The sequence below is a fragment of the Naasia sp. SYSU D00057 genome (genome assembly GCF_017916505.1).
Taxonomy (GTDB): domain Bacteria; phylum Actinomycetota; class Actinomycetes; order Actinomycetales; family Microbacteriaceae; genus Naasia.
Window position 1 is genome coordinate 845716 of record NZ_JAFMSZ010000001.1, and the last position, 21283, is coordinate 866998.

A 21283-nucleotide genomic window follows, 5' to 3' on the forward strand; every position below is an offset into this window, starting at 1 on the left:
TCGCCTCACTCCACCGGGACCGCGGTCACCAGGACGTTGTCAGAGTAGCGGAGGGCTTCGCGGTCGAACTGCCCGCCGCACGTGATGAGGACGAGCCGCTCCGGGCCCGCGCGGTCGAAGATCTGATTTACCGGCAGGTCCTCCTTGCGGACGCTGCTCACGCCTTCGATGGCGTAGCGGTGCTCGGCGCCGTCCACCGTGGTGACGACGATCTCGGCCCCCGCGGCCGCGCCCTTCAGGCGGGCGAAGGGACCGAGTCCGTACTCCAGGGAGTCGACGTGGGCGGCGATCACCGTGGTGCCCGCACCGGTGGTGGGGTCGGAGCCGTAGCGGTACCACCCGGCGACGGAGACGTCCTCCGGCAGCTCCATGAGGGTGTCCTTCCGGACTCCGACGGGGATGACGTCGACCTCCACGTCGACCGATGGCACGCGGACCCGCACCGGCGGGACAGGGGCGTCCGGGCTCGGCAGCCGCGTGCTGAAGATGGGGACCTCGCCCGCGGCCGTCGGCCGCGGCGCCGGCGTGACCGTCGGCTCGCGGTCGATGGCGGGGGCGGGCTCCGCGGCGGGCACCGGGGTCGAAGGAGCGACCCCGGTGCAGCCGGAGAGGAGGAGCAGGGAGCTCAGCACGACGGCTGTCCGGATGCTCATCACCGCTCCTCCTCCCCCTTGTCCTGTCCTTTGCTCCGTCAGCGGCCGTTGGAGGCGACGGCGCGGCGACGGATCAGCACGGCGCCGGACGCCGCACCGAGGAGCAGGACGAGCGCGGCCGCGGTGGTCCAGCCGGCGATCGACGGGTCAGGGTCGGCGGCGAGGCCGGCCTGGCCGGAGTTCACGCCGCCCGGCGCGGAGTGCAGGCCGCCGATCGTCTGGACGGCGAGCTGCAGGTTGCCGTCCTCGGCGCTGCCCCAGGCGTAGACGATCGTGTTCACGCCCTCGGCCACCTCCACGTCGGCGGGGCCGATCACCGGGTCGGTCGTGCCGGCGACCGCCACCGCGGCGGACACCACCCCGGCCGGGAGGTTGAGCACGGCCTCCTTCGGGTTCTCGAGCCCGGAGACGACGGCCTGTCCGCCGGCGAGGATGTCGACGGCCGGCGCCGCGGCGGTGTGCCGGACGGTGAGGCGGCCCTCACCCGCGGCGGTCGTCGCGATGTCGTTCGTGAACAGCGTCGCGGTCGGGGCGCCGTCGGCGCCCAGGTGGGCGACGGCGGTGTAGCTGGTGCCGGCCTCGAGCGGCAGGTCGACGGGGCCGATCACGGGCTGGGAGTCGTCCGCGGCGTCCGGCGCCGTGATGGCCACCGAGTAGGTGCCGGCCGGCAGCTCGAGCGGGCCGGCGAGGTCGCCGGGCTGGAAGTCGTCGAGCGTGAGCTCGCCGTTCACCCACACGTCCACCGGAGTGTCCGGCACACCGTGCAGGACCGAGAGGTCCGCCGCGGTGTCGGAGAGAGCGTTCGCGGGGATCGCCAGCGCTGCGGCGGCGAGAATGCCGGCGGTGGTGCCGGCCAGAAGCGTAGAGCGCATTTTCAGTCCTCCTCTGAGGTGTCGGCGTATCTCGCCGTCACCCATCACTTCCGGGCTTCCCCCTCCTTCGGATGCACCTGCTCCGATTTTTTTCCCACTGTGGCGCGGTATGCCCTTTCCGACATACTGAGCATGTGTTCAACAACGCCTCTTCCGACCTGATCGGCACGCTCTTTTGGGTCGGCCTCGTCGTCGTCCTCCTCCTCATCGTGCTCGTCTCCCTGCTGCGCGGCATCAAGGTCGCGAAGCCCGACGAGGCGATCATCGTCACCTCCCGGCAGCGCGGCCGGAAGACGGGCGCCGAGGAGGACGAGAACGCCGGCCAGCGCGTCGTGTTCGGCTCGCGCGTCTTCGTCAAGCCGATCATCGAGGCGCACTTCAAGCTGAGCCTGCGCAGCCGCCAGCTCAACGTGCAGGCGACCGCGCAGACGCGGGACGCGATCACGATCCGCGTCAACGCCGTCGCGGTCGTGAAGGTGGGCGGGTCCGAGGCGATGGTGCGCGCGGCCGCGCAGCGCTTCCTCAACCAGCAGGACGAGATCGAGGCCTCGACCGAGGAGGTGCTCAGCGGCTCGGTGCGCTCGATCGTCGGACAGCTGACGGTCACCGAGATCATCACCAACCGCTCCGCGCTGCAGGGCCAGGTGCTCGAGGCGGTGCGGGAGTCGCTCGACGTGCAGGGCCTCCAGATCGACACCCTCCAGATCAAGGAGATCGACGACGACAACGGCTACATCCGCGATCTCGGCCGTGCCGAGGCGGCGCGCGCCAAGCAGGTGGCCGAGATCGCCGAGTCCGTGTCGCGGCAGGCCTCAGAGGAGGCGCGCATCGCCGCGGAGCAGGCGGTCGCGGAGTCGCAGCGCAAGCTCGACCTGCGCCGTGCCGAGATCCAGAAGGAGACCGACCGGGCCCGCGCCGAGGCGGCCGCCGCCGCGCCGCTCGCCGAGGCCATCGCCCAGCAGGAGGTCGTCTCGCAGCAGGAGGTGACCGCCGGGAAGCGGGTCGGCCTGCGCAAGCAGGAGCTCGACGCCGAGATCCGCGCCGTCGCCGACGCCGAGGCCTACGCCGTCCAGGCGCGCGCGGAGGCGGACGCCACCGCCGCCCGCGCGAACGCCGCCTCCGAGCGCGACGCCCGCAAGGCGGCGGCCGAAGCCGCCGAGGCCGAGGGCATCGCCGAGCGCAACCGCCGCATCGCCGCCGCGGAAGCAGCCGAGGCGGAGGGTCGCGCCGAGCGCAACCGGCGCATCGCGGGCGCCGAGGCGCTCCGTGCCGAGGGTGAGGCGCAGGCCGACTCGACCCGCGTCACCGGAAACGCGACAGCGGACGCCACCCGCGCCCAGGCCGAGGCCCTGCGCGAGCACGGCACCGAGCTGCTCCGCCAGCAGGTCATCGAACAGCTGCCCGACATCGTGCGCGCCGCGGCCGAGCCGCTCGCGGCGATCTCGCAGATGACGGTGATCTCCTCGGACGGCAACGCCACGGGAGCGCTCGGCCAGAGTGTCTCCAACCAGCTCGCCACCTCGACCCAGCTGATCAAGGACCTCGTCGGCATCGACATCTCCGAGATCGTCACGGCCCGGGCGGCGGGCACCGCCGCCGGCGATGCGATCGGACAGGCCGGCAACGGCCGCCGGCGCCCCTCGACGGCCACCGAGAGCTGATCGACGCGAGGAGGGACGGCATGGCAGCCACCCCCGAGGAGATCGCCGAGCGCATCGACGAGCGCGTGCGGCGGGAGTGGCCAGGCACGCACGTCGGCTCCCGCACCGCCTTCATCGCCCCGCAGATCGGGGACGGCGGCGTCACCGACACGCTCCTCAAGCTGGTGCGCCGCGTGATCGAGGAGGAGCTCGAGCAGGAGGCGCTCACCCGGCTCTGAGTCGAGGCGCGGCGCCCGATCCTCCCCCGCCGAGTGCGCCCCGGCGCGCCGAGTGCACCCCGTGCACCGGGAGCACTCGGTGCTGCGGGGCGCACTCGGCGGGTTCGGTCAGGCGCGCTCGTTCGGCACGATGATCCACATCGCGAGGTAGATGAGGATCTGCGGTCCCGGCAGCAGCAGCGACAGCACGAACAGCAGCCTCACCAGGAACGGCGAGATGTTGAAGCGGTTGGCGATGCCGGCGCAGACGCCGGCGATGATGCGGCCGCGGATGGGACGGGTCAATGAAGGCATGCGCCCATCATCGCGACCGGACCTGCGGGACGCCAGGCTTCCTGGCGAGCGCGGGCGAGGGCTAGCGCTCCCAGGACTCGCTCTCGGTCTCGACGTGGAGCGGCGGCTCCGAGCGACGGTGTGGTAGCCCTGGAGGTATGACACCACCTCGCCCGGCCCCCACGGACGTCCCATCCCGATCGGGAAGCCGGAGCGGGCGTTGATCGGCAGACCGGAGTTCAGCGTCGAGCCCTGGGGCATCACGGCGGCGGGCGCCGACCTGGAGACACTGGCGCAGAGCGAGACGCTGTTCAGCCTCTCGAACGGACACCTCGGCTGGCGCGGCAACCTCGACGAGGGCGAGCCGGCGGGGATGCCCGGCAGCTACCTCAACGGCTTCTTCGAGGAGCGCCCGCTCCCCCACGCCGAGCCCGGCTACGGGTATCCGGAGACCGGCGAGACCCTGATCAACACCGTGAACGGCAAGCTGATCCGGCTCCTCGTCGACGACGAGCCGCTCGACCTTCGGACGGGCGAGGCGCGGCGCCACGAGCGACGGCTCGACTTCCGGCAGGGGATGCTTCGGCGGGACCTCGAGTGGACGTCGCCGTCCGGTCGGACCGTGCGAGTGCGATCCCGGCGGATCGTGTCCCTGACCGAGCGCTCGGTCGCCGCCGTCGTGTACGAGGTGGAGGCCGTCGACCGGGCCTGCCGGGTGGTGGTGCAGTCGGAGCTGCTCGCAAACGAGCCGCTGCCGGTCGAGTACGACGATCCACGCATCGCCGCCGCACTGAAGCGGCCCCTCACCGCGGTGGCCGCGTCCGCCTCCGGCGCGCGGGCGGACCTCGTGCATCGCACGTCCGGCAGCCGGCTGACCGTCGCCACCGCGATGGACCACCTCATCGAGGGCACGGTCGGCTTCGGCGTGGAGACCGTCGTCGAGCCCGACCTCGCCCGTACCACTGTCACGGCCGACCTCGAGCCCGGCCAGTCGCTCCGCATCGTCAAGTTCGTCGCCTACTGCTGGTCGGCCGATCGCGGGCCCGCCGCGCTGCGTGACGAGGCGGACGCGAACCTCGCCGTCGCGCTCCGCTCCGGCTGGGACGGCCTCGTCGAGCAGCAGCGCGGCGTCCTCGACGACTTCTGGGCGCACTCGGACGTCGCGATCGACGGCGACCCCGAGCTGCAGCAGGCCGTCCGGTTCTCGCTGTTCTCCGTGCTGCAGGCCTCCCTGCGGGCCGAGGGGACCGCCCTGCCCGCGAAGGGCCTGACCGGCCCGGGCTACGACGGGCACTCCTTCTGGGAGACCGAGATCTTCGTCCTCCCCGTCCTCGTCTCGACGCTGCCGGACGCCGCGCGGGACGCTCTCCGCTGGCGCCACTCCACGCTGGGCATCGCCCGCCGGCGAGCGCAGGAGCTGCGCCTCCGCGGCGCCGCGTTCCCGTGGCGGACGATCGACGGTCGCGAGTGCTCCGGCTACTGGCCGGCCGGCACGGCCGCCTTCCACGTGAACGCCGACATCGCGCACGCCTGCCTCCGGTACCTCCGGGCGACCGGCGACGACGAGTTCGAGGCGGGCATCGGCCTCGAGCTGCTCATCGAGACGGCCCGGCTCTGGCAGACTCTCGGGCACTTCGACGCGCACGGCCGCTTCCACATCGACGGCGTGACCGGGCCGGACGAGTACTCGGCGATCGTCGACGACAACGTGTACACGAACCTGATGGCCGCCCAGAACCTCCGAGGCGCGGCCGAGTTCGCGGAGCGCCACCCGGCGGGCGCCGCGAAGCTGGGCGTGACGCCGGAGGAGATCGCCGGCTGGCGGACCGCCGCCGGCGCCATGTCGATCCCCTACGACGAGGAGCGGCGGGTCCACCCGCAGTCGCACGAGTTCACGGACCACGACCGGTGGGACTTCGAGGGCACTCCGCCCGAGGAGTATCCGCTGATGGAGCACTTCCCGTACTTCGAGCTGTACCGGAAGCAGGTGGTCAAGCAGGCCGACCTCGTGCTCGCACTGGTGCTGCGATCGCGCGAGTTCACCGACGCCGAGAAGCTGCGCGACTTCGCCTACTATGAGGCCCTCACGGTGCGCGACTCGTCACTGTCGGCGGCGGTGCAGGCGATCGTGGCCGCCGAGGTGGGCGCCCTGCAGCTCGCGGCGGACTACCTGGCCGAAACCGCACTGATCGACCTCGGCGACCTGCACGGCAGCACTGGAAGCGGCCTGCACATGGCGTCGCTGGCGGGGATCTGGACGACGCTCGTCGCCGGGTTCGGCGGCATGCGCCATGACGAGGACGGCCTCCGCTTCGCGCCGCGCCTTCCCGAGAATCTGGACCGCCTCTCGTTCGGCATCCGGGTCGACGGCGGCTCGCTTCGAGTCGAGGTGGGGCGGGACGAGACCGCCTACACGTGGACCGGTGCGGCGGCTCTGCGCTTCGCCCACGGCCGCGAGCAGGTCGAGGTGGAGCCGGGCGCGTCGACACGGCTGCCGAACCCGCCGGTGCCCGTCCCGGTTATCGAGATCACGCAGCCGCGCGGGCGCTCCCCCAGGACGGTCATCCACAGCAACGGCGGCTAGCGCGCTCGGCGCGCCGAGTGCCCCCTGAGACACCGAATGCACCCTGGGCACGGGGCGCACTCGGTGCTTCGGGGCGCACTCGGCGGGATCGTGCGTGCGCACTGGGACGCGAGCTCCTCCGCAGGTCGAGAATGAAGCATGCGCGCTCCCATCCTCGCCCCGCGATGAACGCCCTGGCGCCCCCGAGCGGCGACGGCTGCTCGGCCTGCGAGGAGACCGGCGGCTGGTGGTTCCACCTGCGGCGGTGCGCCGAGTGCGGCCGCATCGGCTGCTGCGACTCGTCGCCCTCCCAGCACGCCCGGCGGCACTTCGAGGAGACCGGCCACCCCCTCATCCGGACGTTCGAACCCGGGGAGGGCTGGTACTGGCACTACCCGACCGCGCAGTTCGCCGACGGGCCGGAGCTCCCCCCGCCGCAGAACCATCCGCTCGAGCAGCCGGCACCCGGTCCCGCCGGTCGCGTCCCCGCCGACTGGCGCGAGCGCCTGCACCCACGCTGACCCGGCCGCGGCGCCTGATCCTGGCCGGTGTGCCGCGCGCCGGGGTCGCCGCAGCGGCCGCTTCCACGACCACTCCTGCCGCCTTCGCGGCAGGCTGAGCCGTCAATCGAGGATGGGGGCGGACGCCTCGAGCAGCACGTCGGTGAGCACGATGAGTTCGGCGAGGGCGTCCTCGGGCGCCTCATCCGGGAGGCTGCCCCGTCGCGGGACGGCGCCGCGCTCCAGCGAGTCCGCGACGTCGACCGCCTGCTTCCACCGCAGCGCGATGGCCGCGTCCAGCCCGCGGCGCACCTCGGCGCCGTCGGCGCCCGGCGCCTCCTCGCGCAGACCGTCGAGGTAGGCCGCGAAGGCCTCGTCGAGAAGCGGAGCGACCACGTTCGCGGAGGCGTCGCCGCGCCGGACGGAGGAGAACAGGAGGGACGCGAGATCCGCGCCGACGGAGCCCGGGCCGACCGACTCCCAGTCGATCAGCACCACCTCCCCGCCCGAGCGGAACACGTTCGCGCCGACGGCGTCGTGGTGGCAGAGCGTCTGCGGCAGCGCCTCCAGGACGGCTCGCACCCGCGGCTGCGCGAGGATCAGCCGTTCGGCTGCGTCGAGCCGGTCGCCGAGGCGAGCCACAACTGCGGGATCGCGCCGGCGCAGGGTGGCGAGGCCCTTCTCGGCCGCCTCGGGCTGGGCGTGCCTGTCGATCCAGCCGCGGAACAGCCACGGCTCCCGCAGGTCGCGGCCGAGCCACCGACCGCCAAGTCCGCCGAGGTCGCGGGCTGCGGCGAGGATCGACTGCGCATCGAGCGGCCGAGTGCCCTCGTGCCGGATCTCCTCGAGCCAGAGGAGCTTCCGCCCGTCCGCCTCAGCGGACATTCCGAACACCCGCGGAGCCCGGACGGCCGGCGCGAGGTCGTCGAGCAGCCCCGACGCGTACGCCGCGTACTCCCGGTCGCCGTTGTCGATGAGGTAGGGGACGGCGAGGTGCGGACCCTCCGTCGTCTTCTCGATCATCGACCACGGGATCCGCTCACCGTCCGCGTGGGCGACACCGGAGACGCGCGTGACGGCGCGGTGCGCGAGGAACGCGTCGTACTCGAGGGGGTCGCGGCGCACGTCGGACAGCCCGTTGACGTCGCGGGTCAGGGCGGCCGCGACCGCCGCTCCGAGATCCACCCGGCGAGCCTAATGTCGCAGCGGCCGCCTGCGGGCTTCGGGCCTGCCGCCTGATGGTCAGGAGGTCAGATCGGGGGCCAGTCCGGTTGTCCGGAAGGCTGCGCTTCACATGCCGATCGGTGGCAGCTCGACCACTTTCACCCTGCAGGCATCGCGCACACTCGAGGAAGGGCGAGATCCCCGGGTCGCGGTGAATCACCTACTTGTGCATCCCCAGCGAGCACGACACGTTCTTGCAGTGCGTCACCGCGGCCTGGTGGTCCCGCCCGTCATGCGTCGCATCTCCTCCTGGATGCGGTCCTCGGTGATGTAGGACCGGCCCGGGCCGTAAGCCGCGAAGAAGATGAAGGCCGCAGCGATCCCCATGCCGAAGATGGGCCACAGAGGCCAGAAGTAACCTGCTCCGCTGAACAGCCAGATGCCGACGAGCAGGAGCGAGACCGCCGCCCATACGCCCAGGTACTGCCAGAACCCGAGCTTCGCCTCCAGCCGCTTGCGCGCCTGCCTCCTGAGCTCGTCGTCGGTCATGGCGGGGAAGCTAAGAGGCGAGCGCCGGCAGGTGCAGGGTCTTTCGACCCGCGGCGAGCCCGGCGACTGGGACATCGGCCGGCGGCGCCGGGCCGCGGCCTTCCGTTCCCGGGAGGCTACAGGCGGGAACAACGCCTGATCGGAGGCAGATCCGATGTCGGAGGGTGGTGGCAGAGTGCAGGCGTGGAAGAGCGGACGACGACGCTGCTGGCGGAGCAGGCGGACACCCTCGCTCTGCGCGTCGACGCCCTCGCCGCTGGCCGTCCGACGGCTCTCGCGGAGACGCTCATGGCGGCCTCCGACGGCGACCTGCTCGACTTCCACCGCAACGCCGTCCAGGTCCTCCGGCTCGCCGAGGCGGCCGTCGTCTCGGCCGCGGGCGAGGTCGCCCGGCGCAGCGAGAGCGGCCTGCCCGACTCCCTCGCCCGGCGGTACGGCGAGAAGAGCGCGGCCGCCCTGCTCGCTCAGCGCTCGGGTCAGCACGAGGCGGACGCGGCGGCGCACGCCAGGCTCGGGCTGGCGCTCGCGCAGCGGGAGGGCGTGACCGGGGACGTGCTGCCGCCGTTCTTCCCGCGGGTCACCGAAGCCCTGGCGGCAGGGCTGCTCTCGACGCGATCCGCTCGGGCCATGGTGCAGGCGCTCGAGAAGATCGAGCGATCCGCGACGACGGACGACCTGGGGCGCGCCGAGAAGCTGCTCGTCGACGGCGCCATATCGCACTGGTCGGCGACGACCCTGCTCGACGTATGCCGTGCGCTGCCCGACCGCTTCGACCCCGACGGCGCGGAGCCTCGGGAGGCCGCGGTGCGAGCTCGGCGGGGACTGCTCAAGCGGGTCCTCGACGACGGGACCATCCAGTACCTGCTCAACTGCGATCCTGAAGGCTCCGCCTATCTCGACGCGGCGCTCGACGCGCGCACCGCCCCTCGTCGCCGAGTACGGTTCGAGGAGGACGATGAGAGCGACGGGGCCATCGCTCCCGACGCGACGAGGTGGGACGACCGCAGCTGGCCCCAGAAGCGTCTGGACGCTCTCATCGACATCGCGCGCGACAGCATCCGGCACGACGACGGTCAGATCGCGGGAGTCGACACCACCGCAGTCATCCACGTGCCCCTCGAGGCGCTGACCGAGGGCCGCGGCGCGGCCTGGTTCGAGGGAGTGGAGACGCCCGTCTCCGCCCGCACCGCCCAGCGGGTGATGCAGTGCGCGGACATCGTCGCCGTACTCCTCGACGGCGACGGGCAGCCCATCGGGCTCGGCCCCACCCGGCGCTTCTTCAGCCGAGCGCAGCGCCGCGCGATGGCCGCGCGTGACGGCGGGTGCGTCTGGCCGGGCTGCACCGCGCCCCCGCGCTGGTGCGACGGCGCCCACGTCGAGCCGTGGCGCAGCAGCTTCCGCACCGACATCGGCAACGGGGTGCTGCTCTGCCACTTCCACCATCGCCGACTCGATGAAGACGGCTGGACCCTCGAGATCCGCGACGGTGTCCCGTGGTTCACCCCGCCGTCCCACATCGACGCATCCCGCACCCCGCGGCGGGGCGGACGCTCGTCGGCGCCCAGGGCGCGACCACCCGGCGGCTGACCGGGCATCCTCGTCAGTCGGCGGGCCGCACCGTCGTGAACGCCCCGAACTTCGGCTTGCGCATGTCCCCGGAAGACCGGCCGGTCAGGCGCCGCATCACCCAGGGCGCCACATGCTCCCGGTAGTAGGCGGCCTGTCGCTCCCGCGCGGCCGGCGACTGCTGGGGCGCCGGCAGCGACCACCACTCCGCGGGCGGCTCGACCCCGAGCGCGGTCAGCACGCGGGCGGCGACCCGATGGTGGCCGCGGGCGTTCATGTGCAGCCGATCCTCGCTCCAGTAGTCGCGCTTCGACAGCTCCTCGTCGGGCCAGTTGAGCGCGCGGATGATGTCGGTTCGATCGGCGAACCGCTCGGTGACGGCCTCGGAGAGCAGGTCCCCGCGGCGCTTGATCAGCCGCCCCAGCGGCAGGTGCGGGGACGGGTTGGCGCCGCTCAGCAGGATGAGCTGCACGCCCTCCTCGTCGCAGCGGCGCAGCACCTGAGCGAACACGTCGACGATCGCGGTCATCGGAGTGCGCGGGCGCAGCATGTCGTTGCCGCCGCCGTTGAACGACAGGTGCGTCGGCTTGAGCGCGAGGGCGGGCTCCAGCTGCTGCTCGAGGATCGGCCGCGCCAGCCTGCCGCGGATCGCGAGGTTCGCGTACTCGATCGGTTCGCCCAGGCCGGTCGCCCAGCCCTCGGCGACGAGGTCCGCCCAGCCGCGGACGATGCCGCCCGGCAGCTCGTCCCCGACGCCCTCGGTGAAGGAGTCCCCGATCGCGACGTATCGCACGCTGGTCATCGCGACAGGTGGTCCCTCCCCGGAGCGCCCCGGCGCACCGACAGATCGACCCTAGACGCTCGGCGAACACCGGCGGAGCCGCCGTCCGGCGCACACACCTTCCGCCGCGGGGCCTCGCTCCGTAGTGTGAGCACTCCCAGCCCCGCCCCTTCGCAGAGAGGCGGCCCCCCATCGCTCGTGCCGTTCCCACAACCGAACACGGCGTTCCCGTCCGCGGCAGGCACCGGCTGCCCGGAAGCCGCCAGCGCCCGCCGTCAGTCGATGCGGGGCGCTCCCCCGGCGCGCCCGTGCTCGCGCGAGTCAGTGTCGACTTCGGCATCGACCTCGCCCGCGCGGTCCCGGTCGACGGCGGCCTCGACAAGCGCGCGCACCTCTACTTCGGCGAGGACGCCGACGGCGGCGCCTGGAGCGTGAAGCTCAGCCGGCGCGACTGCCGGTTCGGACTCGCGTTCGCCCGATCGCTCGCCGACGAGGGGGTCCAGGGTGTCAGCGCACCGGCGCGCTCGCTCGCCGGCACGCCGTGGAGTGAACGGGATGGCGTGCTGCTGTCCGTCGCCCCGTGGGTGATGGGCGCGGACGCGACCGAGACAGGGGCGGAGCCCGCGCAGTGGGAGGCGCTCGGCGCCACGCTGCGCGCAGTGCACACGCACCGACCGCCTCCCGGGCACGCTCCCGCGCGCCGCGGGATCCGGCGCAGTAGGACTCCGGCGTCGCGGCTGCTCGTGGACGTCGATCACGTCGTCGAGCACTCCCCCACGACTTCCGCCGCCGCCGAGCAGCGAGCCGACCTCGAACCGGTCCAGGCGCTGTGGGCGCACCACCGGCACCGGCTCGACCGCCTGGCACGCACCGCCCGAAGGCTGAAGGAGGAGCGGACCCCGGCACCCCGCGTCCCCCTGCACGGCGATCCCCACCTCGGCAACGTCGTGCTCGACGAGGGCGGTCGGCCGTGGCTCATCGACTTCGACGAGGCGACCATCGCCCCGCGCGAGGTCGACCTCATGCTCGTCGAGCTGGGAGTCCTCTTCTCGATGCCGATCGACGACGAGCAGCGCCGCGCGTTCCGCTCCGGCTACGGCGACGTCCCGCTCGACGAGCAGCGCATCGCCCGCTTCGGGTGCATGCGGGCGATCGAGGACGTCTCGGCGACCATGCACCGCCTCCTGTCGGGCAGCTCGGCGGAGGCCGAGACGCACCTCGCGATCCTCGACGGGATCCTGGGCCCGCACGGCCTCGTCACCCTCACCGAGCAGTACCTGGAGGGGATCGGCGCCTCGCGATGACCCGGCGCCATCCGCCCCGCTTCCCGACTACGAACTCCAGCAGACGAAAGGCGAGTGCCATGCGCAACCGACGATCGATCCTTCCGGCAGCGGTGGCGCTGCCGGTGACCCTCGCCCTCGCGGGCTGCACCGGCTTCACCGGCGGCGGCGGAGGCGGCGACGACTCCGGATCGGGCACCCTGACCTTCACGACGTGGGCGAGCGAGTCGGAGCAGGCGGCGTTCGAGTCGCTGATCGCCGACTTCGAGTCGTCGCACGAGGGCACCGACGTGAAGCTCAACGTCGTGCCGTACGAGCAGATGTTCAGCAACATCGACGCGCAGCTGAGCTCCGGCGAGGCGCCCGACGTGTTCCGTGTCGACTACGGCAACCTCGGCGTCTACTCGAGCCAGGAGCAGCTGCTCGACTTGAGCGACTACTTCGAGCAGGACGAGATCGACGCCTTCGTGCCTGCCATGTGGGAGGCGGTGTCCTACGACGGGGTGCCATACGGCGTTCCGCACCAGACGGACGTGTCGGCGCTCATGGTCAACGTGCCGCTCCTCGCCGCTGCCGGCGTCACCGACATCCCGACCTCGGCCGACGACGCGTGGACGTGGGACGAGTTCGCCGACGTCGCCGCGAAGCTGCGCGCCTCCCTTCCCGCCGACAAGTACCCGTTCGCCTACAACTGGCAGCTCGGCGGAACGCTCCGGTGGCTGAGCTGGCTCTTCCAGGCCGACGGGGCGCTGCTCGAGGAGGACGGCACGACGCCCGCCATCGACTCGGCGGCCGGCGCGAAGGCGCTCGACTTCACGAAGAGCTTCTTCGAGAACCAGTGGGTGCCACCGAACAGCTCGGTGAAGTCGACGACCTACGCCGACTCCCTCTTCTCGGAGGGGACGACCGCGATGGCCTTCGTCGGGTCCTTCCTCGTGCCGGACGTGGATGGCCTCGCGGACTTCGAGTGGGCGGTCACCCCCATGCCGGTCGATGCTCGCGGCGCCACCGATCTGGGCGGCAACGCGCTGGTGGCGACGGCCGACACGTCGGAGCCCGACCTCGCCGCGGAGTTCCTGAAGTTCATGGTCGAGGCCGAGAGCATGACCGCGTTCTGCGCCGCCACCAACGAGCTGCCGACCCGCGTCGACATCGATCCGGCGTCCATCGACTTCGCCGTCCGTCCCGACGTCATGCCCGTCTTCGTCGAGCAGGCGGCGACGATCGAGCCGAGCGACGTCAAGCAGCTGACGTCGCCCTATCTGGCGCAGATCGCCGTCGCGCTGCAGGACGAGCTCGAGCTCGCGTTCACCGGCGGCCAGGCGACGGACGAGACCCTGCGCAAGATCAGCGCCGCCGTGGAGGAGGCGACAGGCTGATGACGGCGGTGCCCCTCCGCCGCCCGTCAAGCCGCGGCGGGCGGCGGCCGGCACGGTCGCGGGACGCCCTCGCCGGCTACGGCTTCCTCGCGCCGAACCTGCTGCTGATGGCGGTGTTCCTGTTCGTGCCGATCGCATGGGCGATCCAGCTGTCCTTCCAGGAGACCCGCGGCTTCGGCACGCCCGAGTGGGTCGGATTCGACAACTACGCCCGCATGGCCGCGGATCCCGTGTTCTGGCAGAGCCTCGGCAACACCGTGCTCTTCACCGCCGTGACGGTCCCCCTCGAGCTGCTCGGCGGGCTCGGCCTCGCGGTGCTGCTGAACTCGGTCCTGCCCGCTCGCGGCGTGTTCCGCACGATCATCGTGCTGCCGCTCGTCATCTCGGGCGTCGCGTCGGGGATGATCGCCGTGATCCTCTTCTACGAGTCGAACGGGCTGATCAACAAGCTGCTCGCGGCGGTCGGGCTCTCCCCCATCGGGTGGCAGTCGGACGGCGCCTCGGCCATGGTCTCGGTGATGGTCGCAGCGGTGTGGCTGCGGATCGGCTTCAACATGATGATCTACGTCGCCGGACTGCAGAGCGTCTCGCCCGACCTGTACGAGGCGGCCCGGATCGACGGGGCGACCGCCTTCCAGCAGTTCCGGTCGGTGACGGTGCCGCTCGTCGGTCCGTCCACCTTCTTCCTGCTGATCATGAACGTGATCGCGTCGTTCCAGGTGTTCGACCTGATCTTCGTCATGACGGGCGGCGGCCCGGGGTACTCCACCTCCGTGCTCGGCACCTACGCGTACCGCAACGGCTTCCAGATCCGTGAGCAGGGCTACGGGGCGGCGCTCGGCGTCGTCATCCTCGTCGTCACGCTCGTGTTCACCTATGTGCAGTGGCGCACGAGCCGCACGCGCGACCTCGTCGAATAGGAGCGCCCGATGACCGCCCCCACCCTCGTCCAGTCCGCCGCCGTCGCCGCCCCGCCGACCACCGGAGCGCGGCCCTCGCGGCGCCGCCGACGCGGATCGACCGCCGGCCTCGTCCTCCGAACCGCCGTGGCGGCCATCGCGGCGGCGGTCGTCTTCTTCCCGCTCTACTGGATGCTCGTGGTCGCGTTCTCCCCGCGCGGCGAGGCGTTCGAGCCGGGCCTGCGGCTCTGGCCGAGCGCGCTGACCCTCGACAATTTCGCGAGGGCGTTCGAGCGCTATCCGGTGGGCGAGTGGTTCGTCAACTCCGTCGTCATCGGCGCGTTCATCACCGTCGTCACGGTCACGCTCAACCTGATGGCGGGCTACGCCTTCGCGCGCATCGCATTCCCCGGGCGGAACGTGCTCTTCCTCGTCGCGCTGGCGACGCTGATGATCCCGGTGCAAGCGATCATGGTCGCTCAGTTCCGGGTCGTCACCGGCCTGCAGATCTACGGCACCTACTGGTCCGTGATCCTTCCGGGCGCGGCGACCGCGTTCGGCATCTTCCTGGCACGGCAGTTCATCCTCGCCATTCCGCAGGAGCTCGTCGAGGCCGCCCGCATCGACGGCGCCGGGCACGTGCGCGTGTTCCTGCGGATCGTGCTGCCCCTCAGCCGGCCGCTCATCGCGGTGCTCACCCTGCTGACTCTGCTCGGCAGCTGGAACGACTTCGCCTGGCCACTCATCGCGCTGAAGGACAACGCGCTGTTCACACTGCCGATCGGGCTGCTGTACATGAAGGGACAGACGACACCCGACTACAGCGGCATCATGGCGCTGGCCCTGTTGTCCGTCCTGCCGATGGTCGTGCTGTTCCTCGTCTTCCAGCGCTACTTCGTGCAGGGCTTCGCGCGCAGCGGCATCCGCTGACCGGATCCCCGCGCGGAGCGGTGGGCGAGCCGGGCGCCGGCACTCCCGCTCGGGAGCACGAGAATGGGGTCAGCCTGCGCGAGAGCGCCGGCTGCACCGTCGACCCGAGCAATGGAGCCCGATGTCAGAGCAGTCCCCCCTTCCCGCGCCGTCCGAGCCGGAGGTCCTGGCGGCCGCGGCCGCGATCGTCGACGCCTTCGCGGCGACCGACGGCGAGCGCTACTTCGCGACGTTCGCTGCCGACGCGACGTTCGTGTTCCACACCGAGCCGCAGCGGCTCCCCGATCGCGGCGCCTACGAGCGGATCTGGGCGGGCTGGCTCGAGAGCGGCTGGCGCGTCGTCTCCTGCGCGTCGACGGACCAGCTCGTCCAGCCGTTTCCGGGCGGCGCCGTCTTCACGCACACCGTCGACACGACGGTCGACACGGGCGCAGGCACCGAGTCGTACCGCGAGCGCGAGACCATCGTCTTCCGCGTCGCCGACCCGGCCCATCCCGCATCCGGCCTCGTCGCCGTGCACGAGCACCTCTCCCCGCAGCCGTCGGCCGACGACGACGCGGCCTGATCGTTCCCGCCCACCACAGAAGGACCTGCAATGACGCTCTACTCCCGGCTCGACCGGTATCTCGAGGACCACTCCGATGACGCGGGCCCCGTCCGCGGCACCCTGACGCTCCCCCGCGTCGGCATGATCTGGCTCGCCGCGAACCTCGTCGTCACGACCCTGCTGACCGGCACGCTGTTCGTGCCCGGCGTGGACTACGGCCTCGTCGTGCTGCTGATCATCGTCGGCACGCTGATCGGCGCGGCCGTGCTCGTCACGGTCGGCAGCATCGGCACCCGCACCGGGCTCCCGACCATGGCGCTGACCCGCGGGCCGTTCGGCATCCGCGGCAGCCTGCTGCCCGTCGCCGTCAACGTGCTCATCCTGATGGGGTGGAGCTGGGTGCAGGCGATGCTCGCCGGTATCGCCCTCGACTTCCTGGTGGCGTCGGTCACCGGGTTCTCGAGCCCCGTCCTGTTCGCGGTGCTCTGCCAGACCCTGGTGGTGCTGCTCGCGATCTTCGGGCACACCGGCATCGCGAAGGTCGAGCCGTGGCTCGCCGTGCTCATCCTCGGCATCATCGCGTACATCTTCATCGTCGCGTTCACGACGTACGCGCCGGCGGAGTTCGCCGCGATCGCCGAGGACCCCGCGCTGGGCTACACGCCCATCCTCGTGCTCGACGTCGTCATCGCGACCGCCATCTCGTGGACCGTGCTGGCCGCCGACTTCAACCGGTTCGCCGGCTCGACCCGCGCGGGCGTGATCGGCTCGGGCGTGGGCTATTCGCTGTCGACCGTCATCTCGATGACCGTCGGCGCGACCGCCCTCGGCTACGTGCTCCTCTCCGGCGGCGAAGCCATCCCGTTCGACCCGGTGACCATCATCGAGCCGTTCGGCGCCCCGCTCGCGATCGTCATCTTCCTGTCGGTCATGGCGACCAACACGATGGTCGTCTACGGCATGGTGACGACGGTCGTGAACGCCGTGCCGGGCGGACGGAAGCTCCGGTTCCTGCCCACCGCGCTCATCATCGGCGTGATCTCGATCGCCGGGGCGACGTTCTTCGGGCTGCTGAATCAGTTCACGACGTTCCTCGTGACGATCGGGGCGCTGTTCGCCCCGATCTTCGCGATCATGATCGCCGACTACTACCTCATCAAGCGGGGCGCCTACACGGCGGACATCATGCGGGCGCGCGAAGGCCGGTACTGGCACCTCGGCGGGGTCAATTGGGGCGCGGTGGTCGTCTGGGCGATCGGCGCGATCGCGGCCTACGGGTTCACCTACCTGTGGCCTACCCCGATCGGCGCGACCATCCCCGCCTTCGTGATCACCTTCGTGCTCTACACGCTGATCTCGCTCCGCGAGCGCTCCTCCCGGCCCGCAGCGCGCAGCGAGCACCTGCTCGATGCGGAGCCGGCACAGGCGCAGCATGCGTGACCTGAGCCATCCGCTCGCCACCGGCATGCAGGTGTACCCCGGGGACCCGGAGGTGCACCTGCAGGCCGCGCTCGAGCTGGAGCGGGACGGAGTGGCGGTCACCGCTCTGCGGTTCGGGTCGCACACCGGAACCCACATCGACGCCCCGTCCCACACGATTTCGGGCGGGCGCACTCTGGACCGGGTCGGGCTCGACGAACTGGTCGGCGACGCCCTGGTGCTGCACGTCCCCGGCCTCGCGGATGGCGCCACGGTCACCACCGAGGACCTCGGCGACCTGCCGGACCGGGTGCCGCCGATCGTGGTGCTCGACCTCGGCTGGGCCCGCCACTTCGGCACGGCACGAGCGCTGGCCCATCCCGCCGTGGGCGTCGAGGTCGCGCGCCTGCTGGTCGATCGCGGCATGCGCGTGCTCGGCGTGGACACGCTCAGCCCGGACCCCACCGGCCCCGAGGGAGGCGGCGACTTCCCGGTGCACGAGGTGGTGCTCGGGGCTGACGGACTCATCGTCGAGAACCTCGCTGGACTGGACGGGCTGCCGACGCGGACGCGGATCGGCATCTTCCCGCTCCGACTCGCGGGCGACGGGGCGCCCGTCCGGGCGGTCGCGTTCGACTGATGACGCGCACAGGCCTAGCGTGACCTCGTGAGCATCCAGCGCGTGCAGCCCGGACCCGGGCAGGAGTCCGTGTGGGACTACCCGCGGCCGCCGCGGGTCGAGCCGAGCGGTGAGCGGGTCGTGGTGCGGCTCGGCGGCGTCATCCTCGTCGACACCCGCGACGCCCTCCGCGTGCTCGAGACGAGTCACCCGCCCGCGTACTACCTGCCCCGGTCGGCCTTCCGCGCCGGCGCCCTGATGCCGGCCGCCGGCTCCTCGGTGTGCGAGTACAAGGGCCTCGCCGCCTACCTGGACGTGCAGTCGGGCGGCAAGGTCGCGCGACGGGCGGCGTGGACCTACCCGTCCCCGCTGCCGGGCTACGAGGCCCTCGCGGACCACGTCTCGCTCTACCCCGCCGCGATGGACGCGTGCGAGGTCGACGGCGAGGCCGTCGTGCCGCAGGAGGGTGGCTTCTACGGCGGCTGGATCACCTCGCGGGTGGTCGGGCCGTTCAAGGGGGCGTCCGGCACCCTGGGCTGGTGAGCGCTCGGACGTCGACGAAGCGCGGAACAGCCGGGCGGATCGGCCGCCCCTGAGACAATGGGCGCGATGGACCCGCTCTCCTTCCTCGGCGACGTGCATCCGGGAGTCGTGGTCCTCGTGCTCGTCGCCGCCTTCGCGGCCGGCTGGATCGACGCCGTCGTCGGAGGCGGGGGCCTGCTGCAGCTGCCCGCCGTCCTGCTCGTCCCGGGGATCACCCCGGTCGAGGCGCTCGCGACGAACAAGACCGCGTCCATCTTCGGCACCACGACGAGCGCCGTCACCTGGTACCGCCGAGTCGGACCGGACCTCGGGACGGCGCTGCCCATGGCGGCGGTGGCCTTCGCCGGCAGCTACGGGGGCGCGACCCTCGCCTCCCTGCTGCCCGCCTCCGTCTTCAAGCCGGTCATCGTCGTGGCCCTCGTCGTCGTCGCCGTCGTCACGGTCGCCCGCCCGGCGCTCGGCAGCGTCGTCGCGCTGCGCCACGAGGACAGCCGACGGCACCACGCGGTCGCCGGCCTGCTCGGACTCGCGATCGGCTTCTACGACGGGCTCATCGGGCCCGGCACGGGCACCTTCCTGATCATGACCCTGATCGCGGCGCTCGGCTACGACTTCCTCCAGGCCAGCGCGAAGGCCAAGATCGTGAACGTCGCCACGAACGCCGGGGCGCTGCTCTTCTTCGTCCCGCAGGGTCACGTGATCTGGGCGCTCGGTCTGGCCATGGGAGTGGCCAACACGGCGGGAGGCTGGCTCGGCTCGCGGACCGCGACCGCGCGGGGCAACCGGTTCATCCGACTCGCGTTCCTCGTCGTGGTGGCGGCGCTCATCGTCAAGGTCGGCCACGACGTGGTGGTCGAGAACGTGGTGCCCCTGTTCTCGACCTGAGGTCCATGCCGGGGCCTGACCGACGTGGGAGGCGGAGGCGGACGACGCAGTACGCTTCCTTCTCCAGCCGTTCTCGAGGAGGTCGCCGTGGCGGAGAAGCAGCCCGCGATGTCGCCGTCCGACCTCCCGGTCGAGGAGGTGCTCGCCCGCGCCACCGGTCCCCGGCGGGCCGAGGCGGAGGAGCTGCTCGCACTGCTCGGCGAGATCAGCGACGAGCGCCCGGTCGTGTGGGCGGGGCGCATCCTCGGCTTCGGCGAGTACGAGTACCGCTATGAGAGCGGGCGGGGCGGTCGCTCCCCTCGGCTTGCGTTCGCCCCCGGCCCCCGGGAGCACACGGTCTACCTCCCCGAGGACTTCGCGGAGCGCTGGCCGGAGGTCCTCGCGAAGCTCGGCAAGCACCGCGCGACCAAGACCTGCCTCTACCTTCCCCGGCTGACCGGCGTGGACCGCGAAGCGCTGCGCACGCTGCTCGAGCGCTCGCTCGCGGAGACGGCTACCGCGCCACCCGGTAGTGATAAAAGAGGACGCGCGAACTGAGAGTGCGCGTCTCGATGAGCTCCAGATCGACGCGCCGCTCGTGCTGCGGGAAGAACGGGACGCCGCCGCCGAGCAGCACCGGGTAGACCCTCGCCCGGTACTCGTCGAGAAGTCCCAGCTCGGCGACCGCGGCGGCGAGGGCTGCGCCGCCGATGCCGATGTTCCCCTCACCCGGCTCGGCACGCAGCCGCTCGATCTCCTCGGCGAGACCGGACGTGGCCAGGCGGGCGTTGCCTTGCACCTCGGACAGCGTCGACGAGAACACCACCTTCGGCAGCCGCTTCCAGAGCGTCGCGAACTCCGTCGTCGAGAACTCGAGCGACGGGCTCTGATCGACGGTCTCCCAGTACGTCATCGACTCGTACAGCCGCCGACCCAGCAGGTGCACGCCGAGCGCGCGCACCTCCTCGGTCGCGAACCGGAAGAGCTCCTCGTCCGGGAACCCCCAGTCCATGCCGCCGTCCGGCCCGAGGATGTAGCCGTCGAGCGAGACGCTCATCGAGTAGGTCACGCTGCGCATGCGGACATCCTCGTCGCGCGCGGGCTTCCCTCGCGAGAGCGAGTTGCTACCCGATCGCGAGCGCCGGATCCGGGTCGTTCCACTTCTCCACCGTCTGCAGGACCCAGAAGAGCAGGAACAGCGCCAGGGCGAGCGCCTCGAGGACGAGCACCCATGGGATCGGCGCGGCCGGCGGGTTCACCACGAGAACGAGGATGGCGGCCGCCACGTCGACGACCATCCCGACGGCCACGAGCAGGTACAGGCGCCGGAACATCGGGGACGGGCGCAGCCCCGCCCGCCCGGGGAAGGCGTTGGCGACGGCGACCGACCCGATCAGGAGGAAGAACAGGCTGGCGGCGGCGAAGTGCGCCGTGGTGAGGAAGGCGTCGCGGGCGAACAGCCAGCCGCAGAGCACCGTCACGGCGACCACCACGCCGATCGCGACCGAGACGGCGACGGCACGAGGATCGACCTGGCGCCGGATCGCGAGGACCACCCCGACGGCGAGGACCCCCAACACGACCACGAGGTAGGTGAGGACCGCGGCCTCGATGTCGGGCTGGACCTGCGCGGGCACGCAGCCGGGAGCGGGACAGCCGGGCAGGCCCGGCACGTCTCCCGGCAGCAGCGGCGTCGGCACGAACGCGACCAGCGGGGCGAGCAGCGCGGCCGCGTCGAGGAGGGCACGAGGAACTCCGCGGCCGGAGAGCGCGAGGAGGGCGAGCGAGGCCGCGACGAGGGCACCGACGAGCACGTTCCGAGCGGGCGTGTAGTAGTACGCGCTGATCGAAGGCAGCCAGCCGATCCGGAACGCCGCGATCACCACACCGGTGAAGATGACGACCACCGCGCCGGCGATGCTCATGCGGAGGTACCGGTAGGTCCTCTGCAGCGACGACGTGTCAGCCACCGATGTCCTCTGCGTCTGTTCGGATGAGTG

23 protein-coding genes are annotated in these 21283 nt (G+C 71.9%); 15 read left to right on the forward strand and 8 right to left on the reverse strand.

All coding sequences use genetic code 11. From position 1 onward, the window contains the following. Nucleotides 1-5 precede the first annotated feature (5 nt). Both J3P36_RS03970 and J3P36_RS03975 read right to left on the reverse strand, forming a co-directional pair. Nucleotides 6-653 (reverse strand): class F sortase, encoded by a 648-nt coding sequence (locus J3P36_RS03970; protein ID WP_210505941.1) that lies wholly within the window; start codon nucleotides 651-653, stop codon nucleotides 6-8. A 38-nt stretch (nucleotides 654-691) separates the two neighbouring features. Next, nucleotides 692-1525: a DUF4397 domain-containing protein gene (locus tag J3P36_RS03975; protein WP_210505942.1), complete on the reverse strand. Its 834-nt coding sequence runs from the start codon at nucleotides 1523-1525 to the stop codon at nucleotides 692-694. Nucleotides 1526-1659: 134 nt separating this feature from the next. On the opposite strand from J3P36_RS03975, the gene J3P36_RS03980 reads away from it, so the two are divergent. Together J3P36_RS03980 and J3P36_RS03985 are read left to right on the forward strand one after the other, a co-directional pair. After that, complete coding sequence (locus J3P36_RS03980; protein WP_210505943.1) at nucleotides 1660-3186, forward strand: flotillin family protein; 1527 nt, start codon at nucleotides 1660-1662, stop codon at nucleotides 3184-3186. A 20-nt stretch (nucleotides 3187-3206) separates the two neighbouring features. Continuing rightward, nucleotides 3207-3404: a hypothetical protein gene (locus tag J3P36_RS03985; RefSeq protein WP_210505944.1), complete on the forward strand. Its 198-nt coding sequence runs from the start codon at nucleotides 3207-3209 to the stop codon at nucleotides 3402-3404. A 108-nt stretch (nucleotides 3405-3512) separates the two neighbouring features. Here the strand turns inward: J3P36_RS03985 and J3P36_RS03990 are convergent, their stop codons facing one another. Beyond that, entirely contained in the window at nucleotides 3513-3698 is a 186-nt protein-coding gene (locus J3P36_RS03990; RefSeq protein ID WP_210505945.1) for a PspC domain-containing protein, read from the reverse strand. 199 nt (nucleotides 3699-3897) lie between these two features. Here J3P36_RS03990 and J3P36_RS03995 point away from each other — a divergent pair, with 199 nt between their 5' ends. Both J3P36_RS03995 and J3P36_RS04000 read left to right on the forward strand, forming a co-directional pair. Then, on the forward strand, nucleotides 3898-6261 hold the full coding sequence (locus J3P36_RS03995) for a glycoside hydrolase family 65 protein (protein WP_246854130.1): 2364 nt from the start codon (nucleotides 3898-3900) through the stop codon (nucleotides 6259-6261). Nucleotides 6262-6425: 164 nt separating this feature from the next. After that, complete coding sequence (locus J3P36_RS04000) at nucleotides 6426-6761, forward strand: UBP-type zinc finger domain-containing protein (RefSeq protein WP_246854131.1); 336 nt, start codon at nucleotides 6426-6428, stop codon at nucleotides 6759-6761. Between the two features lie 102 nt (nucleotides 6762-6863). On the opposite strand, the gene J3P36_RS04005 is transcribed toward J3P36_RS04000, so the two are convergent. Both J3P36_RS04005 and J3P36_RS04010 read right to left on the reverse strand, forming a co-directional pair. Continuing rightward, complete coding sequence (locus J3P36_RS04005; RefSeq protein WP_210505947.1) at nucleotides 6864-7925, reverse strand: phosphotransferase family protein; 1062 nt, start codon at nucleotides 7923-7925, stop codon at nucleotides 6864-6866. Between the two features lie 243 nt (nucleotides 7926-8168). Beyond that, nucleotides 8169-8453, reverse strand: coding sequence for a 2TM domain-containing protein (locus J3P36_RS04010; RefSeq protein ID WP_210505948.1), 285 nt, complete (start codon nucleotides 8451-8453; stop codon nucleotides 8169-8171). 183 nt (nucleotides 8454-8636) lie between these two features. On the opposite strand from J3P36_RS04010, the gene J3P36_RS04015 reads away from it, so the two are divergent. Next, complete coding sequence (locus J3P36_RS04015; RefSeq protein ID WP_210505949.1) at nucleotides 8637-10040, forward strand: HNH endonuclease signature motif containing protein; 1404 nt, start codon at nucleotides 8637-8639, stop codon at nucleotides 10038-10040. Nucleotides 10041-10053: 13 nt separating this feature from the next. On the opposite strand, the gene J3P36_RS04020 is transcribed toward J3P36_RS04015, so the two are convergent. Continuing rightward, entirely contained in the window at nucleotides 10054-10821 is a 768-nt protein-coding gene (locus J3P36_RS04020; protein WP_210505950.1) for an SGNH/GDSL hydrolase family protein, read from the reverse strand. Between the two features lie 287 nt (nucleotides 10822-11108). Between J3P36_RS04020 and J3P36_RS04025 the strand changes: the two genes are divergently transcribed. The 10 genes from J3P36_RS04025 to J3P36_RS04070 all read left to right on the forward strand — a co-directional run bounded on the left by J3P36_RS04025 (nucleotide 11109) and on the right by J3P36_RS04070 (nucleotide 19841). Continuing rightward, nucleotides 11109-12104, forward strand: coding sequence for an aminoglycoside phosphotransferase family protein (locus J3P36_RS04025; protein WP_210505951.1), 996 nt, complete (start codon nucleotides 11109-11111; stop codon nucleotides 12102-12104). 59 nt (nucleotides 12105-12163) lie between these two features. Next, complete coding sequence (locus J3P36_RS04030; protein ID WP_210505952.1) at nucleotides 12164-13462, forward strand: sugar ABC transporter substrate-binding protein; 1299 nt, start codon at nucleotides 12164-12166, stop codon at nucleotides 13460-13462. Further along, complete coding sequence (locus J3P36_RS04035) at nucleotides 13462-14382, forward strand: carbohydrate ABC transporter permease (protein WP_210505953.1); 921 nt, start codon at nucleotides 13462-13464, stop codon at nucleotides 14380-14382. The genes J3P36_RS04030 and J3P36_RS04035 overlap by 1 nt, the downstream gene beginning before the upstream one ends. A 9-nt stretch (nucleotides 14383-14391) precedes the next feature. Further along, on the forward strand, nucleotides 14392-15291 hold the full coding sequence (locus tag J3P36_RS04040; RefSeq protein ID WP_210505954.1) for a carbohydrate ABC transporter permease: 900 nt from the start codon (nucleotides 14392-14394) through the stop codon (nucleotides 15289-15291). Between the two features lie 121 nt (nucleotides 15292-15412). Then, on the forward strand, nucleotides 15413-15856 hold the full coding sequence (locus tag J3P36_RS04045) for a nuclear transport factor 2 family protein (RefSeq protein WP_210505955.1): 444 nt from the start codon (nucleotides 15413-15415) through the stop codon (nucleotides 15854-15856). Between the two features lie 30 nt (nucleotides 15857-15886). Continuing rightward, complete coding sequence (locus tag J3P36_RS04050) at nucleotides 15887-17278, forward strand: cytosine permease (RefSeq protein WP_210505956.1); 1392 nt, start codon at nucleotides 15887-15889, stop codon at nucleotides 17276-17278. After that, nucleotides 17271-17897 (forward strand): cyclase family protein, encoded by a 627-nt coding sequence (locus J3P36_RS04055; protein WP_210505957.1) that lies wholly within the window; start codon nucleotides 17271-17273, stop codon nucleotides 17895-17897. The genes J3P36_RS04050 and J3P36_RS04055 overlap by 8 nt, the downstream gene beginning before the upstream one ends. 27 nt (nucleotides 17898-17924) lie before the next feature. Continuing rightward, on the forward strand, nucleotides 17925-18419 hold the full coding sequence (locus tag J3P36_RS04060; protein WP_210505958.1) for a DUF427 domain-containing protein: 495 nt from the start codon (nucleotides 17925-17927) through the stop codon (nucleotides 18417-18419). Nucleotides 18420-18485: 66 nt separating this feature from the next. Beyond that, on the forward strand, nucleotides 18486-19304 hold the full coding sequence (locus J3P36_RS04065; protein WP_210505959.1) for a TSUP family transporter: 819 nt from the start codon (nucleotides 18486-18488) through the stop codon (nucleotides 19302-19304). An 87-nt stretch (nucleotides 19305-19391) separates the two neighbouring features. Further along, complete coding sequence (locus J3P36_RS04070; RefSeq protein WP_210505960.1) at nucleotides 19392-19841, forward strand: DUF1801 domain-containing protein; 450 nt, start codon at nucleotides 19392-19394, stop codon at nucleotides 19839-19841. Here the strand turns inward: J3P36_RS04070 and J3P36_RS04075 are convergent. Together J3P36_RS04075 and J3P36_RS04080 are read right to left on the reverse strand one after the other, a co-directional pair. Further along, complete coding sequence (locus J3P36_RS04075) at nucleotides 19798-20361, reverse strand: dihydrofolate reductase family protein (protein ID WP_210505961.1); 564 nt, start codon at nucleotides 20359-20361, stop codon at nucleotides 19798-19800. The two genes, J3P36_RS04070 and J3P36_RS04075, sit on opposite strands and share 44 nt — an antisense overlap. A gap of 46 nt (nucleotides 20362-20407) precedes the next feature. Next, entirely contained in the window at nucleotides 20408-21253 is an 846-nt protein-coding gene (locus tag J3P36_RS04080) for a hypothetical protein (RefSeq protein WP_210505962.1), read from the reverse strand. Nucleotides 21254-21283: the final 30 nt, after the last annotated feature.